This window comes from Streptomyces sp. NPDC088554, from assembly GCF_044752945.1.
Taxonomy (GTDB): Bacteria; Actinomycetota; Actinomycetes; order Streptomycetales; family Streptomycetaceae; genus Streptomyces.
The window spans coordinates 443,179-461,685 of record NZ_JBIVMF010000001.1 but is presented as its reverse complement, the minus strand read 5'-3'; the positions used below and the strand labels follow the sequence as shown (position 1 = coordinate 461,685).

Below are 18,507 nucleotides of genomic sequence, written 5' to 3'. Positions count from 1 at the left end.
CGTGGGGCGACCGGGCTTCCGTACTCACCGGAAGGGCCCACTGTCGTACCGGCCCCCTACTATGCATGCTGGCGCTTCGGCCTTACCGCTCAGGTAGGGTGATCGCCCCGTCAACGCATAATAAAAAATGGTAATTACGTCATGTAATTACGGCCTGAGGGGGACAAGGCGGCGATGAGTACGGCGACGCATGAGCGCAATGGGCGAACTCCCGCAAGAACGCCCGGCACTTCCCGGAAGCGACGCGGCAATGTGCCGGTGGCGGGCGCGACCACCGTGCTGCCGGAGGCTCCCGCGAAGACGACTCCGCGACCGCTGCTCGGGGCCGGCCGCGTCGGTCCTTTTCAGCTGCGGCAATTGGTACTCGTCGAGGTGGCGCTCGCGCTGACACTCGTCGGCGCCGCGCTCGGCGGGCTCTGGCTGGTGGCCGCCGCCGTCGTGGCCTGCGCCCTGCTGCTCCTCGCCGTCATACGCCGCCGGGGCCACGCCCTGCAGGACTGGCTGGCGACCGCGCTCGCCCTGCGCGCGCGCAGGCGGGCCGCCGGACCGTGCGCGGCCGATGTGGATCCGTCGCTGGCGCCCGTCGCGGAGAGCGTGCCGGGGCTCCGGCCGTTCACCTATGTCGACCGGGACCGGCGCACGGTCGGGATGCTCGGCGACGGCAGTTTCCTGACCGCGGTGGTACGGGTCGAGGCCAAGGGCGACGGACTGCGTCCCGTCTCCGGCGCGCGGTCGCTGCCACTGTCCCTGCTGGGCGCCTCGCTCCAGGTCGACGACATCGTGCTGGAGTCGGCACAGCTGGTGCAGCAGGTGCGCTCGGCGCCCGCGCCGCACCTTCCCGAGCAGTCGGTGGCCCGGCTCTCGTACGCCCCGTTGCAGGAGCGGACCGGCGCGCCCGCGCTGCGGATGACCTGGGTCGCCGTGAAGCTGGACCCCGAGCTGTGCCGTGAGGCGGTCGAGGCGCGCGGCGGCGGGACGGAAGGCGCCCAGCGCTGTCTGGTGCGCGTCGCGGACCATGTCGCGAGCAGGATCACGGGCGCCGGATTCCGGGCCGTGGTGCTGGACCAGGAAGAGCTGAACTCCACCATGGCCACATCGGCCTGCGCCAGCCCCGCGCTGTCGGCTCGAGCGGCCCGGCCGGACGCGGCGGCCCGGGGACGTACCGCCGAGACCACCCGGGTCTGGCGCTGCGACGACCGCTGGCACACCACCTACGCGGTGGGCCGCTGGCCGGAGCTGGGGCGCGCGGCCACCCCGCTCCCCCAGCTGGTGTCGCTGCTCACCTCGGCCCCCGCCTACGCGACCACCTTCAGCCTGACCCTGCGGTCCGGCTCGCGCACGGGGGCGATGACCGTCAACGGCCACGTACGGATCACCGGCGGCAGCGACACCGAACTGGTCCGGGTGCGCCGGGCCCTGGAAGACGCCGCCCGCACGGCCAAGGTCGGTCTGGTACGGCTCGACCGCGAGCAGCTGCCCGGCGTACTGGCGACCCTGCCCCTGGGAGGAGCGCGATGAGCGCGGCAGTCAAGATCGCGCGCGGACTGCGCGGACCCCGCCACGCGGGACACACCCTGGCCGTCGACGACCTGGGGGCGCTGTCGCTGCCGGTCGGGGACGACGGTGTGGTGATAGGTGACGACGCGGAGGGACGCCCGCAGTTGGTGGGCTTCCACCGTTCCTCGCCGTACGACATCCTGCTGATCGGCGGGCTGTGGACGGCCCAGGTGCTGGCGCTGCGCGCGGCGGGCACCGGCGCCCGGGTGGCCGTCGAGACCGGGCGCGCCCAGGCGTGGACCCTGCTGGCGCAGGCGGCGGGCGCGGGGCTGGAGTGCGTCACGCTGCACGACGTGGGACGGGTTCCCCCGATGGGGGCGACGGTGGGGAGCCCCGTCGTCGTCGTACGGGACTGCGGTATGCGGCCGCCCCGGGGGCGCGTGGTCTCCTCGCCGTGGCAGTCCGTGATGACGCTGCTGCCGTATCTGAGTCCGGTGGCGCCCCGGCTGATGCGGGACGCGACCCTGGTGGGCGTCCAGCGGATCTCCCCGCAGGAGGCGGAGCAGACCGGCCGGATCCTGGGGCTGTCCCGCACCGAGACCGAGGCGCTGCCCACGCTCGCGGACGGTGTCACGCTCTGGGTCGCCGGACGTGAGCGCCACTGGGTGATGACGAGCCCCACGGACGCCGAGACGGGTCTGCTGGGTGTGGCCCGGAGGATGGACTGATCCGCCCGCTGACCGGTCCGCCCGCCGTTCCGGTGTCGGGGCTCCGGGGTCGCCCTGACCGGTCCGCCCGCCGTTCCGGTGTCGGGGCTCCGGGGTCGCGTTGCTTCGGTGTCCGGGGCCCCGTCCAAGTTGCCCGAGAGGCCCTTTCCCGGGAAAGGGCTGTCCTAAGATGCCCGAAGTGGTCTTGTCCGGTGCCGGGCAGACATCCCTTTGTCGCCGTACGCCGAACAGCCGCATATATCTCGGCCGTTACCGAAAGGAAGCTTGACTGATGGGGACCGAACAGGAGAAGGACGAGCTGTACGCGCTCGACATCTCTGGTGTCGAGTGGCACGGTGCCCCCGGCACCAGTCCCGACGAGGAGCGGGTCGAGATCGCCTACCTTCCGGAGGGCGCTGTCGCGATGCGGTCCTCCCTGGACCCGGAGACCGTGCTGCGATACACCGAAGCCGAGTGGCACGCGTTCGTACTCGGCGCTCGCGACGGTGAGTTCGATCTGCACTGAGGCACCGGCCGGAGACGGCCGATGACCCAGGGGTGCGCTCCGTTCCGGAGCGCACCCTTTCGCGTACCGCCCACTCGGGCTCGTCGGTCGCGTCACCCTGTGGTGTACTCCGTGCGGAACCGAATTCCGTACCGATATAAGGGAATTCCGCTCCTTCACGCCTCCCGTCGGGCTCCCGTGGATCACTGGTGAGTACGGCGTGACGTTCCCGGAGTGCTATCACGGGCGGTCCACCCTGCCCTATCGGCGCCGGTGACGATTAGGGTGGGCGGAGGGAAGAGCCGGGCGCACCGGATGTACGGATTCGGTCGCCCCCACCCACCACGGCACAAGGGTGCTCGACCACACCAGGAGGCAAAGTGAACGGCGATCGGGACGAGATTCGCGGAGGCTGGAACAGGCCGGCCGCGGACGATCAGTCCGACGCGGAGCCCGAGATGACGGGTGAGTTCACCATCGACTACACCCCTCCCGCCTGGTACACGCAGAACGCACCGGGGGACACGTCCGGTGGTGGCGCGGCGCCCGCGCCCGCTTTCCCCCAGTCGCCCCCGCCGCCCGACGGTGCGCCCGTGGCGGTGCCGGGGCTGCCCGCGGGCAGTGGCTACGAGCCGAACTGGGCACAGGCACAAGCACAGGCCCAGGTGCGGGCCCAGCCGGCGCAGGCTCAATCGCAGCCGCCCGAGGCACTGCCGTCCGAGGCGCCTCAGGCACATGCCCAGCCTCCTCAGGCCCAGCCGCCGGTTCCCGGGGCTCCCGCCGCTCCCGTACCCACTCCGACTCCCGCTCCCGCCCACCACGAGCCCGCGGCGCAGCCGTTCGGGGCCGGCGATGTGGAGAGCGGCGCGACCATGCGTTTCTCCCCGGCCGCGCTGAAGCGGGAGTTCGCACAGCTCGATGCCGCGCGCGGCATCGCCCCGGAGCCGGCCGAGGACACCGCGCCGAAGGCGGTCCCCGGTAGTACGGACGAGACCGCCGCCCCGGAGCCGCAGGCCGAACCGAAGTCCGGGCACGAGTCCGGGGCCGGTCCCACGGCCGAGTCCGGCGACGCCGAGTCCGACACCGAGGCCGAGATCGCGGACGCGCCTCCGGCGGCGGTACGGGAGGACACGCCCGGCGGCGGCGAGGCCGGGGCCGCCGAGACCGCCGACTCCGTACCGGCTCCGGTGATCGCGGACACCCCGGCGGACGCCCCGGTTGAGGACGCTGTCGCGGACGCCGTGCCGCAGGACACGCCCCCGCAGGAACCGCAGGACGCGGTACCCCAGGACGCCACGCCCCAGGATTCCGTGCCCCACGACGCGACGCCGCAGGACGCGCCCCCGCAGGACAGCGCGCCCCAGAACGCTCCCCCGGTCGCCGCGCGGCCCTGGGCACCGCCGCCCGCTGTCGCGCAGGACGCCGGGCTGCCCCCGCTGCCGCCCGCGTTCCAGCCGGCCGCGCCGACGTCGGCGCCGCAGTGGCCCGCGCAGCCACCGTCCCCGGACGGGTCCACGCCGCCGCAGGCGCCGCCCGCGCCGCTGCCCCAGCAGGCCCAGGGGCCCACGCCCGCCCCGTACGCCTGGCCCCCGCAACAACCCCAGCACCCACAGCACCCGCACCAGCCCCACCAACCGCACCAACCACTGCCCCAGCACCCGCAGCAGCAGGGCGGTTACGGCTTCCCGCAGCAGCAGGGACCGGGCGGGTACCAGAGGCCGCCGGGCCAGCCCGCGCCCGCCGCGCCGATGCCGCCCGCGGCGTCGGCGCCACCGCCTCCCGGTTACGGCTTCCCGCAGCAGCAGGGCCCCCAGCAAGGCCCCCCGCAGATGCCCCAGCCGGGCCCGCCCTCGCCGTACCCGGCCGCTCCCCAGCCGAACCTTCCCCAGGCGCAGGGGGGTTACGGCTTCCCGCAGCCGGGCCGGCCGGGCCAGGGCCAGGACCGGCCGGGCGGGAACGCCCCCGCACCCCTGCCTCCACAGGTCCCCCAGCCCCAGCATCCCCAACAGCCCCAGCAGCTCCACCAAGCTCTGCCGCAGCCCGCTCCCATGGCACCGCCCATGGACCCCCGGGCCGGTGCGGGCTGGCCGTCCGCCGTCTCGCACGACCACCGCGAGCGTTCCGTGCCGGGCGCGCCGCTCGGCTATACCGCCGCGGTGGAGCTGTCCTCCGACCGGCTGCTGCGCAACACCAAGCCCAAGGCGAAGAGCAGCCGCAACCCGGGCAGTTCCCGCTTCAAGATCGGTGGGCGGGCCGCCGAGGCCGAGCGGCAGCGCAAGCTCGAACTGATCCGTACGCCGGTGCTCTCCTGCTACCGCATCGCGGTCATCAGCCTCAAGGGCGGTGTCGGCAAGACCACCACGACCACCGCGCTCGGCTCCACGCTGGCCACCGAGCGGCAGGACAAGATCCTGGCGATCGACGCCAACCCGGACGCCGGTACGCTCGGCCGCCGGGTGCGGCGCGAGACCGGGGCGACCATCCGCGACCTGGTGCAGGCGATCCCGCATCTGCACAGCTATATGGACATCCGCCGGTTCACCTCACAGGCGTCCTCCGGGCTGGAGATCATCGCCAACGATGTGGACCCGGCCGTCTCGACCGCGTTCAGCGACGAGGACTACCGGCGCGCGATCGAGGTGCTCGGCAAGCAGTACCCGATCATCCTCACGGACTCGGGCACCGGGCTGCTGTACAGCGCGATGCGCGGGGTGCTGGACCTTGCCGATCAGCTGATCATCATCTCGACGCCGTCCGTGGACGGTGCGAGCAGCGCCTCCACGACGCTCGACTGGCTGTCCGCCCATGGCTACGCCGAGCTGGTGCAGCGTTCCCTCACGGTGATCTCCGGGGTCCGTGAGACGGGCAAGATGATCAAGGTCGATGACATCGTGCAGCACTTCGAGACCCGTTGCCGCGGGGTGGTCGTGGTGCCCTTCGACGAGCATCTGTCGGCGGGCGCCGAGGTGGATCTCGACATGATGCGTCCCAAGACGCGCGAGGCGTACTTCAACCTGTCCGCGCTGGTGGCCGAGGACTTCGTACGGGCCCAGCAGGTCCAGGGGCTGTGGACCGCGGACGGCAATCCGCCGCCGCACCTCGCGCCGCCGATGCCGGGCTACCAGGGCCGGCCGCCGATGGGCCAGCCCGGTCAGCCGCCCATGGGTCAGCCGTACCCGTACCAGCAGCCGCATCCTCAGCAGCAGTACCCCCCGCAGCAGCCTCCCCCGTACCCCTATCCCCCGCAGCAGGGCTGGCAGCAGCAGCCCGGCCAGCAGCCCCCGCCACCGGGACCGCAGCCGGGACCGAGGCCCGGCGCCCAGCCCCAGCCGCCCCAGCGCCCCCAGCCCCGAGCGCAGGGTTCCGTCCCGCCTCCGGGGTGGCCTCAGCAGAACCCACCCGTACCGCCGGCGCCTCAGCAGTAGGGCTTCAGAGGTCGAGACCGGACCGAGGGGTCGCACCGTCTTCACGGTGCGACCCCTCGGCGTGTTACCACAGACCACAGGGGGTTGAGCGGTCGTTGACGTGGCTGGAGAGCGCTGGTACACCTCGCTTCACCAGTTGGCGAACCTGTATCAGCTATCAGCCCGGCTTCTTCTCCGTGCGAGTGATAACACGAGGTCACCGTCCATGGTCGAAAAGAACCCCCCGCGAAAGCACCGGCAGCGCCCCTTCCGCCGCCGCGCGGCGGCCTCCGTCGCGGCCGCCGCCGCGCTCACCGCCGCTTCCGTCACCCCGTTCGGCCCGTCGTCGGCCGTGTCCCCGGCCCTGGCGGCGGACGGCGCGGCGGTCCTCACCGTCGCGGTCAACCAGAGCATCGACTCCCTCAGCCCGTTCCTGGCGCAGCGGCTGACGAGCACCAGCATCAACCGATTGGTGTACGAGTACCTGACGAACTACGACCCGAAGGACGCGCACCCGATCCCCGGCTTCGCGACCGCGTGGAAGCCGTCGGCGTCCGGGCTGACCTGGACGTACACCATTCGCGAGAACTCCACCTGGTCGGACGGGAGGAAGGCGACCGCCGAGGACGCGGCCTGGACCTTCAACACGATGATGGCGGACCCGGACGCGGCCGTCGCCAACGGCAACTTCACCGCCAACTTCAGGAAGGTCACCGCGCCCGATCCGAGGACGCTGGTCATCGAGCTGAAGAAGCCCCAGGCCACCATGGCCGCCCTCGATGTGCCGATCGTGCCCCGGCATATCTGGGAGAAGGTCGGTGACTTCGCCACGTTCAACAACGACAAGACGTTCCCGATCGTGGGCAACGGTCCGTTCATCATCACGGACTACAAGGTCGACCAGTACCTCAAGCTCAAGCCGAACAAGGACTTCTGGCGCGGCGCCCCCCACTTCGATGAGCTGGTGTTCAAGTACTACAAGGATGGGGACGCGGCCGTCGCCGCGCTCCAGAAGGGCGAGGTCTCCTTCGCCGCGGACCTCACCCCCGCCCAGGCCGCGGCGTTGAAGAACGCCGAGAACATCAAGGTCAACGACGCGCCGGGCCGTCGCTTCTACGCCCTCGCGGTCAACCCCGGCGCCCGGTCCAAGGACGGCTCGGCCTTCGGCAACGGCCATACCGCGCTACGCGATCCGGCGGTGCGCAAGGCCCTCTTCCAGGCCGTCGACCGAAGGGCCGTCGTCGACAAGGTCTTCCAGGGCCACGCCGTCGAGGGCCAGGGCTATATCCCGCCGCGCTTCGGTACGTACTTCTGGCAGCCCTCGGACGCGCAGCGGATCGCGTACGACCCCGACGCGGCCGCCGCCGCGCTGGAGCGGGCCGGCTACCGGACGAACGGCGCGGGCAAGCGGCTCGGCAAGGACGGCAGGCCGCTCGGCTTCCGGATCCTGTGTCACGCCACCGATCCCAAGGACAAGGCGATCGGCAAGTACCTCCAGGAGTGGTGGGGCAGGCTCGGCATCGGGCTGAAGGTCGACTGCCTCGACAACGTCTCCGACCCCTGGCAGGCGGGCGACTACGATCTGGCCTTCGACGGCTGGTCCGTCAACCCCGATCCCGACTATGTCCTCTTCATTCATACGTGCGACGCGCTCCCCGCCACGCCCCAGGACAGCGGCTCCACCGACAACTTCATCTGCGACAAGCGGTACGACGACCTCTACGCGCGCCAGGCCGTGGAGTACGACCCGGCCGAGCGCGCGGCCCTCGTCGAGCGGATGCAATCGCGGCTGTACGACACGGGGTACATGAACGTCATGGCGTACCCGAACGCGGTCGAGGCGTACCGTACCGACCAGATCAAGTCGATCACGACGATGCCCGAGGCCGCGGGCAACCTCTGGGGCCAGGACGGCTACTGGAGCTGGTGGTCCGCCGTCCCGGCCGAGGACGGTGGCGGCTCCGGTTCCGGTTCCGGTTCCTCGACCGGGGTACTGATCGGCGTCGGCGCCGTCGTGGCGGTCGCCGCCGTGCTGGGGGGCTTCGTCGTGATGCGGCGCCGTTCCACCGCGGAAGACCGTGAATGAGGTCTGACCCATGAGCAGCGCGAGCACCCCCGACGCGGTAGGGAGCGCGGTCGACGGCCCGGTGGAGAGCGGGCCGTCCGGTTCCGTGGTCCGCGCCGACTCCGTCTCCGCCGGCGCCCGGAGCGCGTATCCGCTCCATGTGGCGGGCAAGCTGGGCGGCGCGGTCATCTCCCTGTTCGCCGTCCTGGTCACCAGCTTCTTCCTCTTCCGGATCATCCCCGGCGACCCGGTCAAGGCCATGACCCATGGCGTTCCGACCTCCGCCGAACAACTGGCGACGCTGCGCAGGCAGTTCGGTCTCGATCTGCCGTTGTGGCAGCAGTTCACCGACTACTGTGCCAAGGCGCTGACCGGGGATCTCGGCATCTCGTACCAGTTCCACGCGCCGGTCGGCGAGCTGATCGTCGAGAAGCTGCCCGCGACCCTGCTGCTCACCGGGGTCGCCGTGGTCATCTACTCGACGCTCGGCCTCTGGCTCGGCACCCGCTCCGCCTGGCGCGCCGGCGGGCTCGGCGACCGGATCAGCACCGGTGTCGCGCTGACCCTCTGGTCGGTGCCGGCCTTCTGGCTGGGGCTGCTGCTGATCATCTTCTTCTCGGTGGGCACAGGGCCGGTCCCCGGCATGTTCCCCACCGGCGGTATGCAGTCGGGCGACTCGACCGGTTTCGGGTACGTCCTCGATGTCGCGCACCACATGGTGCTGCCGGTGCTCACCCTGGTCGCGGTGGGGTACGCGCAGACGCTGCTGGTCATGCGCTCCTCGCTGCTGGACGAGATGGGCGGCGACTATCTGACGACCGCGCGGGCGAAGGGGCTGCGGGACGCGTCCGTACGCCGTCGCCACGCCGTGCCCAACGCGATGCTGCCGACCGTGACCATGGTCTTCATCAATCTGGGCCATGTGGCGGCCGGTTCGATCCTCGTCGAGACGGTCTTCTCCTGGCCGGGGCTGGGCGGGCTGTTCTACTCGGCGCTGAGCGTGCCCGATCTGCCGCTCGTGCAGGGGCTGTTCGTCGTCTTCGCCGGGGCGATGATCCTGATGAACCTCCTCGCCGACCTCCTCTATCCGCTGCTCGATCCCAGGGTGGGCCGATGACCACGGAAACCGGCCCACGATCGGCTTCCTCGCTGGTGTGGGCCCGCCGGCGCGGCTCGGTCAGCCGTTTCTGGCAGCGCTACCGCGCCCATCGCGCCGGGCTGTTCGGGCTGGCCGGGCTCTCCTCCATCGCGCTGATCGCCCTGCTGGCGCCGGTGCTGGCCGGCGGCGACGTGCAGAACGTGACCGCCGCGCCGGGCAGGGCCCTGGAGGCGCCGAGCGGCCGATTCCCGCTCGGTACGGACCAGTTCGGGCGCCCGCTGCTCGCGCTGTTCGTCTGGGGCGCGCGGGTCTCGCTGACCGTGGGGCTGCTGGCCGCCGCGCTGTCGGTGGCGATCGGTACGCTCGTCGGCATCGTCGCCGGGCACTACGGCGGCTGGTTCGCCACCGTGGTCATGCGAATCACGGACTGGTTCCTGGTGATGCCGACACTCGTGCTGGCCATCGTGCTGGCCACGGTCATGTCGCGGTCCATCTGGACGGTGATCATCGCCATCGGCGTCACCAGCTGGCCGACGACCGCCCGGCTCGTACGGGCCCAGACGATCGCCGTCGAGTCGCGTCCGTACATCGAGCGCGCCCGAGCGCTCGGTGGCGGGCACCGGCACATCATGACGCGCCATGTGCTGCCCAACGTGCTGCCGCTGGTGCTCGCGCAGACGACGCTCGGCATCTCCAGCGCCATCCTGACCGAGGCGACGCTCGCCTTCCTCGGGCTCGGCGATCCGATGGTCGTCTCCTGGGGCGGCATGCTCCAGGACGCGCGCGAGGCGGGCGCCGTCTCCTCCGGGCACTGGTGGTATCTGGCGCCGCCGGGGATCGCCATCGCGTTCGTCGCCCTCTCCTTCACGCTCTGCGGGCGCGCCATCGAGTCCGTACTCAACCCGAAGCCGGGGGTGGCCCGATGAACGCGCTGGAGGTCAGGAACCTCCGGGTGACATACGGAGCGGGCGCGGGCGCCGTCCCCGCCGTCCGGGGGGTCGATCTGACCGTCGGACCGGGACAGAAGCTCGGCATCGCCGGGGAGTCCGGCTGCGGCAAGTCCACGCTGGCCCTCGCGCTGCTCCGGCTGCTGCCGCCCTCGGCGACGCTGTCCGGGGAGATCCTGCTCGACGGCGAGGACGTCCTCACCATGCGATGGGGGCGGCTGCGCGCGGTGCGGTGGGCCGGCGCCTCGATCGTCTTCCAGGGCGCGATGCACTCGCTCAACGCCGTCCACCGCATCGGGGACCAGATCGCCGAACCGGTCCTGCTCCACCGGCGTACCACCCCGAAGGCGGCCCGTTCGCTGGCCGCAGGGCTGCTGGAGCAGGTCGGTCTGTCGGCGGGCCGGGTGGACGCGTATCCGCACGAGCTGTCCGGCGGCCAGCGCCAGCGGGTGATGATCGCCATGGCGCTGGCCTGCGATCCGCGGCTGATCGTCGCGGACGAGCCCACCACCGCGCTGGATGTGATGATCCAGGCGCAGATCCTCCGGCTGATCGAACAGCTGGTCACGGAGCAGCACATCAGCCTGCTCATGATCAGTCACGATCTGGCCGTGCTCGCCGACACCTGCGACCGGCTCGCCGTGATGTACGCGGGCCGCGTCGTCGAGGAGGGCCCGGCCCGGAGCGTGTACGACGCGGCGGTCCACCCGTACGGACGGGCGCTCTCCGCCGCCTTCCCCCGGATCGGCGACCCCGCGTCGCGTCGCGCCCCGCGCGGACTGCCCGGCGATCCGCCCGACCCGTCCGCCCTGCCCTCCGGTTGTACGTTCCATCCGCGCTGCCCGGTCGTGTTGGATCTCTGCGCCGAGCAGGACCAGGCGCTGCGGGACGCCGGTCCCGGCCGGCGCGCGGCCTGTGTCAGGACCGGCGCGGCGGTGGAGCCGTCATGACCGCCGTCCACCGGGAGCCCGCCATGACGACCACGCCCCTGCTCTCCGCCGCCGGTCTGGAGGTCGTCTTCCCCGGGCGGCGCGGCGCCCCGCCGTCGCGTGCCGTCGACGGTGTCGACCTCGCCATCGGCACCGGGGAGATCGTCGCGCTCGTCGGGGAGTCGGGCTGCGGCAAGACGACCCTCGCGCGCGCCCTGCTGGGCCTGGTCCCGCCGACCGCCGGGCACGTCGCCTTCGCGGGCGAGCCGCTGTCGTACGGCGCGCGCGCCCTCAAGTCGTACCGCGAACGCGTCCAGTTGGTCCTCCAGGACCCGAGCGGCTCCCTCAACCCCCGTCATACCGTGTACGACGCGGTGGCCGAGGGCCCGCGCATCCACCGCCGTCCGGGCGACGAGCGCGCGGCCGTCGCCGAGGCGCTGTCCCGCGCCGGGCTGCGGCCGCCCGAGCGGTTCTTCCTCCGCTATCCGCACGAGCTGTCCGGCGGCCAGCGCCAGCGGGTCGTCATCGCGGGCGCGCTCGTCCTGAACCCCGAACTCATCGTCGCCGACGAGCCGGTGGCCTCCCTCGACGCGTCCGTACGGGGCGAGATCCTGGCCCTGCTGCTGCGGCTCCGCGCCGAACTCGGCCTGTCCGCGCTGGTCGTGACACACGATCTGGGGCTCGCCTGGAACATCGCGGACCGGGTCGCGGTCATGTATCTCGGCCGGATCGTGGAGACGGGCCCGGTCGAGGACGTCCTGACGGACCCTCGGCATCCCTACACCCGGGCCCTGTTGTCCGTGCTCCCCGAGTCCGAGGGCCCTCCGGTCGTCCTCTCGGGCGAGCCCCCCGACCCGTCCCGGATCCCGGCGGGCTGCCGCTTCCACGCCCGGTGCCAGGTGCTGGCGTCGGGCGAGGCGGAGCGGGCGGGGGTGGCGGAGCGCTGCCGTACGGACGCGCTGCCGGTGCTGCGGACGCGGGAGCGGGTGTCGTGCCACTGGGCGGACACCCGGGAGCCCGACGCGCCCTAGAACCGGGCGTCGTAGGACTCCGTGAGGGCCCGGGAGCGCTTGACGTCGTCGGCGATGGCTTCCAGCAGCGCGTCGATCGACTCGAACTTCCGCATGCCGCGTACGTACGACAGGAAGTCGACGGCCACATGAAGTCCGTACAGATCCAGCCCCACCCGGTCGATCGCGTACGCCTCGACCGTCCGTTCCGTGGCCTCGAACTGCGGGTTCGTACCGACGGAGATCGCTGCGGGCATGCGCTCGCCGTCGGCGGTGAGCCAGCCCGCGTAGACGCCGTCGGCGGGGATCGCGGTGTGCGGGAGCGTCTCCACGTTGGCGGTGGGGAAGCCCAGCTCACGGCCGCGCTGGGCGCCCCTGACCACCACGCCCTCGACGCGGTGCGGGCGGCCGAGGATCTCCGCGGCGCCCTCGACCTCGCCCTCGGCGACGAGCCGGCGGGTGAGGGTGGAGGAGAAGGGTTCGCCGCCGCCCGCTTCGCCGGTGACACGGAGGTCGACGACCTCGACGTCGTAGTCGTAGGTCGCGCCGAGGTCGGACAGGACGGCGACATTGCCCGCGGCCCGGTGGCCGAAGCGGAAGCTGGGGCCCTCGATGACGCTCCGGGCGTGCAACTTGTCGACCAGCACCTTGACGATGAAGTCGGCGGGCGAGAGCTGCGAGAACTCGACGGTGAACGGCAGGATCAGCAGCGCGTCCACCCCCAGCTCCGCCATCAGCTCGGCACGCCGGTGGTACGGGGCGAGCAGCGGCGGGTGGCTGCCGGGGCGTACGACCTCGCTGGGGTGCGGGTCGAAGGTGACGACGACCGCCGGTACGCCCAGCTCACGTGCCCGCTGCACGGCCCGGCCGATGATCAGCTGGTGTCCGCGGTGCACCCCGTCGTAGGAGCCGATGGTGACGACGCTGCGCCCCCAGTCCTGGGGGATGTCCTCCAAGCCACGCCAGCGTTGCACTGTGACCGCTCCTCACCCGAACCCATGTACGTGATTTCCAGATACGCAGCTCTAAGACTGCCATGCCCGGGGCGTGCGGTCCGCATCGGCACCGGCGAAGCCGGCCAACCGTCCACAGGCCGAACGCGCCCCCCGTGCACCCCGTGAAACACTCCGTGCGCCCGGCTGTTGGGGTGAATGAGGGGGACCGGATGGATAGACCCCTGTCGGAGGGGGATCGTGGAGCGGGCAGGCGTGCCTGCCCGCTCCACGGTGGAACAACCCTGAGGAGTCGGCCCGTCGGCCGTGCGGCCGTCAGCCCGTCAGCCCGTCAGCCCGTCAGGCGAAGACCGCGAGGCTCTTCGCCCGGCCGTTCTGGTTCTCGACGAGGACCAGGAAGCGCCCGTCGGGACCGAAGACGGCGACGGGCCCGGTGGCGAACTCCGGCATGTCGAGCCGTACGCCGTTGAGCAGCAGCCCGGCCCGCTTCTCGTCCACGTCCCAGCGCGCGAACGCGGCCGTGGCCGCCTCGGCGACCGGCATGACGGTCAGCTCCTCCTGGAGCTGGTCGAGCGTCCGCGCCGCGTCCAGCCCGTACGGGCCCACCCGGGTCCTGCGCAGCGCCGTGAGATGGCCGCCGACGCCCAGGCCGGCGCCGAGGTCACGGGCGATGGCGCGGATGTACGTACCGGAGGAGCAGACCACGGAGACGACCAGGTCGAGGACGGGGGTGCCGTCCTCGGCGACGGCCTCACGGACGTCGTACAGCCGGAACGAGGAAATCGTCACCGGCCGGGCCGGGATCTCGAACTCCTCGCCGCCGCGCACGCGCGCGTACGACCGCTTGCCGTCGATCTTGATGGCGCTGACCTTGGAGGGCACCTGCATGATCGGGCCGGTCAGGGCCTCGATCCCGGTGTCGATGGCCTCGCGCTTCACGGCGGAGGCGTCGGTGGAGGAGATGATCTCCCCCTCGGCGTCGTCCGTGATGGTGTTCTGGCCGAGCCGGATCGTACCGAGGTACTCCTTCTCGGTCAGCGCGAGGTGTCCGAGAAGTTTCGTGGCCCGCTCCACCCCGAGGACGAGAACGCCCGTCGCCATGGGGTCGAGGGTGCCCGCGTGGCCGACGCGCCGGGTCTTTGCGATCCCGCGCATCTTGGCGACGACATCGTGCGAAGTGAAGCCCGACGGCTTGTCCACGATGACAAGCCCGTCGGGCGTCGTGCTGTGCTGACTCATTCCGCGGCGGCACCGTTCGTACCGGTGGCACCGTCGGCGTCGTCGGGGGCGTCGTCCTCGGAGGCGTCGTCGTCCTTGCGGTACGGGTCGGCCCCGGCCGCGTACGACTTCCCGGTGGACACCTGACGTACCTCCGCGTCCTTGGCGCGCGCCTTGTCGAGGAGGTCCTCGATGGTGCGCGCGTTGTCCGGGAGGGCGTCGGGGACGAACGCCAGGGTGGGGGTGAAGCGGACGCCGGTCTGACGGCCCACTTCGGAGCGGAGGACGCCCTTGGCGCTCTCCAGGGCGGCGGCGGAGGCCGCGCGCTCCTCGTCGTCGCCGTAGACCGTGTAGAAGACCGTGGCCTCCCGCAGGTCACCGGTGACACGGGCGTCCGTGATGGTCACGAAGCCCAGTCGCGGGTCCTTGATACGCCGGTCCAGGGTCTCCGCGACCACGACCTGGATGCGATCGGCCAACTTGCGGGCCCGCGCGTTGTCGGTCACCGGTCCGTCACTCTTCCTTCTGGGTTCTTGTCGTACAGGTCATTCTGTCGCCGGTCGGTCCTCGTCGCTGTGGAGCCGCCGCCGTACCGACAGCAGCTCCACCTCGGGCCGTCCCGCGACCATGCGTTCGCACCGGTCGAGCACGTCCGTGAGGTGTTCCCACTCCCCGGACACCACCGCGAGACCGATCTCGGCCCTGCGGTGGAGGTCCTGGGCGCCGGTCTCCGCCACGCTCACCGCGAACTTCCGCTGGAGCTCGGCGACGATCGGCCGGACGACAGAGCGTTTCTCCTTCAACGACCGTACGTCGCCGAGGAGCAGGTCGAAGGACAGTGTCCCCACATACATGCGGATCCGGATGTCCCGCCGGTACGGGTTCGGAAGGTCTGCCGACAGGTGGCAGGAGCATCAGAACCGTACACGGAACGGCCGGGGCCGGTCGACGGAATTACGTCCCGTCGACCGGCCCCGGACGGCAGATGTGCGTCAGCCTCGCGGCTTCTCGCGCATCTCGTACGTCGCGATGACGTCGTCGATCTTGATGTCGTTGAAGTTGCCGAGGTTGATACCGCCCTCGAAGCCTTCGCGGATCTCGGTGACGTCGTCCTTGAAGCGGCGCAGACCCTGGATGTTGAGGTCCTCCGCGATGACCTTGCCATCGCGGACGAGCCGGGCCTTGGTGTTGCGCTTGACCTCGCCGGACCGGATGAGAACACCCGCGATGTTGCCCAGCTTGGACGAGCGGAAGACCTCGCGGATCTCCGCCGTACCCAGCTCGACCTCTTCGTACTCCGGCTTGAGCATGCCCTTGAGGGCCGCTTCGATCTCTTCGATCGCCTGGTAGATGACCGAGTAGTACCGGACGTCCACGCCTTCGCGCTCGGCCATCTGCGCGGCACGCCCCGCGGCGCGCACGTTGAAGCCGATGACGATGGCGTCGGAGCCCATGGCCAGGTCGATGTCCGACTCCGTGACCGCACCCACACCGCGGTGCAGGACGCGGATGTCGACCTCGTCGCCGACGTCGAGCTGGAGCAGCGAGGACTCGAGAGCCTCCACCGAACCGGACGCGTCGCCCTTGATGATGAGGTTGAGTTCCTGCACCAGACCGGCCTTGAGGGCCTCGTCCAGGTTCTCCAGGGAGAACCGGACGCCCCTGCGGGCGAACGCCGCGTTCCGCTCACGAGCGGCGCGCTTCTCGGCGATCTGCCGGGCGGTGCGGTCCTCGTCGACGACCAGGAAGTTGTCGCCGGCACCGGGGACGTTGGTGAGACCCAGGACCATGACGGGCGTCGAAGGCCCGGCCACGTCGACGTTGTTGCCGTTGTCGTCGAGCATCGCCCGGACTCGGCCGTACGCGTCACCGGCGACCATCGTGTCGCCGACGCGCAGCGTGCCGCGCTGGACGAGCACGGTGGCGACGGCGCCGCGACCACGGTCGAGGTGGGCCTCGATGGCGATACCCTGCGCGTCCTGTTCCGGGTTGGCCCGGAGGTCGAGCGAGGCGTCCGCGGTGAGGACCACGGCCTCCAGCAGGCTGTCGATGTTCAGGCCCTGCTTGGCGGAGATGTCGACGAACATGGTGTCGCCGCCGTACTCCTCGGCCACCAGCCCGAACTCGGTGAGCTGACCGCGCACCTTGGTCGGGTCGGCGCCCTCGACGTCGATCTTGTTGACCGCGACCACGATCGGCACGTCGGCCGCCTTGGCGTGGTTCAGCGCCTCGATCGTCTGGGGCATCACACCGTCGTTGGCCGCGACCACCAGGATCGCGATGTCGGTGGACTTGGCACCACGGGCACGCATGGCGGTGAACGCCTCGTGACCCGGGGTGTCGATGAAGGTGATCTTGCGCTCTTCACCGTTGACCTCGGTGGCGACCTGGTACGCGCCGATGTGCTGCGTGATACCGCCGGCCTCGTCCGCGACGACGTTCGTCTTGCGGATCGCGTCCAGCAGCCTGGTCTTACCGTGGTCGACGTGACCCATGACGGTGACGACCGGCGGACGGGAGACGAGTGCTTCCTCGCCGCCCTCGTCCTCGCCGAACTCGATGTCGAAGGACTCGAGAAGCTCGCGGTCCTCCTCCTCCGGGCTGACGATCTCGACGATGTAGTTCATCTCGCCGGCGAGGACCTGGAGGGTCTCGTCGGAGACGGACTGCGTGGCCGTGACCATTTCGCCGAGGTTCATCATCACGGCGACGAGCGACGCCGGGTTGGCGTTGATCTTCTCCGCGAAGTCGGTGAGGGACGCACCGCGCGACAGCCGGACCGTCTGGCCCTGGCCACGCGGCAGCATCACGCCGCCGACCGACGGGGCCTGCATGGCCTCGTACTCCTGGCGCCTCTGCCGCTTCGACTTACGGCCACGACGGGCGGGCCCGCCGGGACGGCCGAAGGCGCCCTGTGTGCCACCGCGGCCACCGGGACCACCCGGACGCCCGCCGAAGCCGGGACGGCCACCGCCGCCACCGAAACCGCCGCCACCGGGACGACCCGGGGCACCGCCGCCGCCACCGCCACCGGGACGACCGGCGAAACCGCCACCGCCGCCGCCACCCGGGCGACCGGCGAAGCCGCCGCCGCCACCGGGACGACCGCCGCCGCCGGCACCTGCCGGACGACCGGGACCACCGGGACCACGGCCACCGCCGGGGCCACCACCGGGACGCGGGCCGGCAGCGGGACGCTGCGGCATCATGCCCGGGTTGGGACGGTTACCGCCGGGGCCGGCTCCGGGACCCGCGGCGCGCGGCGCCTGCGGACGGGGCATGCCGCCGGGGGACGGACGTCCACCGGTCTGAGCGCCGGGACCGGCCTGGGGACGGGGGCCGCCACCCTGACCGGCGCCCTGCGGACGCGGACCACCCGGGGCACCGGCGCCACCGGGGCGCGGGGCGCCGCCGGGACGGGGCGCCTGCGGGCGCGCCATGCCGGTGGAACCACCCGAGGTGAAGGGGTTGTTGCCCGGACGCGGGCCCGCGGGACGGGCACCGGGACGCGGGGCCTGACCGGGACGCGCGCCGCCCTGGCGCTGACCGCCCTGACCCTGGCCCTGACGCTCGCCGCGCTGCTCGCCCTGGCCGCCGGTGGGGCGGGTGGACGGACGCGGGCCGGGGGTCGCACCGGGCCGGGGACCGGCGGCCGGGGCCGACGGAGGCGCGGTGAACTCCGGCACCGACGGCGCCACGGGCGCCGGCTTGGCCGGGGTGGCCGCGGCGGGCCGGGGGGCCGGACGCGGGCCGGGGCTCGGCGCCGCGGCGGCGGGGGTGCTCTTGGGTGCCTCGGCCACGGCCGGCTTGGGAGCCGGGAGGCCGGGCTTGGGGGCAGCCGGACGGGCCGCCTGCGCCGGGGACGGCGGGGCCGGCCTGGCGGGGGTCGCCTTGCGGGGCGCCCCGGGCTTCGCTGCGGACTTACCGGCGTTGCCGGCGGGGCCCTGCAGTGCATCGGTCAATTTGCGGACAACCGGCGCCTCGATCGTCGACGACGCCGAACGGACGAATTCACCGAGCTCTTGGAGCTTGGCCATGACGACCTTGCTCTCCACGCCGAACTCCTTGGCGAGTTCGTATACCCGGACCTTAGCCACTTCGCTCCTTTTAGGTCCGGGTTACCGCCGGACCGTCGCTACTTCATGGGCGTACTCATCGCGTACTCATCGAGTG

The 18,507-nt window shown here is 71.8% G+C and carries 14 protein-coding genes; 9 read left to right on the top strand and 5 right to left on the bottom strand.

The annotated features are described in order from the left end of the window. Positions 1-174: 174 nt before the first annotated feature. From eccE to ACIP8W_RS01865, 9 genes are all read left to right on the top strand, one after another. The gene (gene eccE, locus ACIP8W_RS01905; RefSeq protein ID WP_402201599.1) at positions 175-1,518 is read left to right on the top strand and encodes a type VII secretion protein EccE; all 1,344 of its coding nucleotides are present in this window, start codon (positions 175-177) and stop codon (positions 1,516-1,518) included. Then, on the top strand, positions 1,515-2,225 hold the full coding sequence (locus ACIP8W_RS01900) for a hypothetical protein (protein ID WP_402201598.1): 711 nt from the start codon (positions 1,515-1,517) through the stop codon (positions 2,223-2,225). Before eccE ends, ACIP8W_RS01900 begins: the two co-directional genes overlap by 4 nt. A 271-nt stretch (positions 2,226-2,496) precedes the next feature. Further along, positions 2,497-2,730, top strand: coding sequence for a DUF397 domain-containing protein (locus ACIP8W_RS01895; protein ID WP_401957748.1), 234 nt, complete (start codon positions 2,497-2,499; stop codon positions 2,728-2,730). A gap of 359 nt (positions 2,731-3,089) precedes the next feature. Then, positions 3,090-6,134 (top strand): SCO5717 family growth-regulating ATPase, encoded by a 3,045-nt coding sequence (locus ACIP8W_RS01890; protein ID WP_402201597.1) that lies wholly within the window; start codon positions 3,090-3,092, stop codon positions 6,132-6,134. Between the two features lie 205 nt (positions 6,135-6,339). Next, on the top strand, positions 6,340-8,199 hold the full coding sequence (locus ACIP8W_RS01885; RefSeq protein ID WP_402148314.1) for an ABC transporter substrate-binding protein: 1,860 nt from the start codon (positions 6,340-6,342) through the stop codon (positions 8,197-8,199). A 10-nt stretch (positions 8,200-8,209) separates the two neighbouring features. Then, on the top strand, positions 8,210-9,295 hold the full coding sequence (locus ACIP8W_RS01880; RefSeq protein ID WP_401957741.1) for an ABC transporter permease: 1,086 nt from the start codon (positions 8,210-8,212) through the stop codon (positions 9,293-9,295). Continuing rightward, positions 9,292-10,203 carry an ABC transporter permease gene (locus tag ACIP8W_RS01875; protein WP_402148316.1) on the top strand — a complete coding sequence of 304 codons (912 nt, stop codon included), beginning with the start codon at positions 9,292-9,294 and terminating at the stop codon, positions 10,201-10,203. The genes ACIP8W_RS01880 and ACIP8W_RS01875 overlap by 4 nt, the downstream gene beginning before the upstream one ends. Next, positions 10,200-11,174, top strand: coding sequence for an ABC transporter ATP-binding protein (locus ACIP8W_RS01870; RefSeq protein ID WP_401957736.1), 975 nt, complete (start codon positions 10,200-10,202; stop codon positions 11,172-11,174). The genes ACIP8W_RS01875 and ACIP8W_RS01870 overlap by 4 nt, the downstream gene beginning before the upstream one ends. A 23-nt stretch (positions 11,175-11,197) precedes the next feature. After that, positions 11,198-12,184, top strand: a complete 987-nt coding sequence (locus tag ACIP8W_RS01865) for an ABC transporter ATP-binding protein (protein WP_401957802.1) — start codon at positions 11,198-11,200, stop codon at positions 12,182-12,184. Here ACIP8W_RS01865 and ACIP8W_RS01860 read toward each other — a convergent pair. The 5 genes from ACIP8W_RS01860 to infB all read right to left on the bottom strand — a co-directional run bounded on the left by ACIP8W_RS01860 (position 12,181) and on the right by infB (position 18,431). Beyond that, the gene (locus ACIP8W_RS01860; RefSeq protein ID WP_401957734.1) at positions 12,181-13,137 is read right to left on the bottom strand and encodes a bifunctional riboflavin kinase/FAD synthetase; all 957 of its coding nucleotides are present in this window, start codon (positions 13,135-13,137) and stop codon (positions 12,181-12,183) included. The two genes, ACIP8W_RS01865 and ACIP8W_RS01860, sit on opposite strands and share 4 nt — an antisense overlap. 318 nt (positions 13,138-13,455) lie before the next feature. Then, positions 13,456-14,355, bottom strand: coding sequence for a tRNA pseudouridine(55) synthase TruB (gene truB, locus ACIP8W_RS01855; RefSeq protein WP_401953567.1), 900 nt, complete (start codon positions 14,353-14,355; stop codon positions 13,456-13,458). Then, positions 14,352-14,840, bottom strand: coding sequence for a 30S ribosome-binding factor RbfA (gene rbfA, locus ACIP8W_RS01850; RefSeq protein ID WP_401953570.1), 489 nt, complete (start codon positions 14,838-14,840; stop codon positions 14,352-14,354). Before rbfA ends, truB begins: the two co-directional genes overlap by 4 nt. A gap of 39 nt (positions 14,841-14,879) precedes the next feature. Next, on the bottom strand, positions 14,880-15,188 hold the full coding sequence (locus ACIP8W_RS01845) for a DUF503 domain-containing protein (protein ID WP_401953573.1): 309 nt from the start codon (positions 15,186-15,188) through the stop codon (positions 14,880-14,882). A 138-nt stretch (positions 15,189-15,326) separates the two neighbouring features. Continuing rightward, positions 15,327-18,431 (bottom strand): translation initiation factor IF-2, encoded by a 3,105-nt coding sequence (infB, locus tag ACIP8W_RS01840; RefSeq protein WP_401953575.1) that lies wholly within the window; start codon positions 18,429-18,431, stop codon positions 15,327-15,329. Positions 18,432-18,507: the final 76 nt, after the last annotated feature.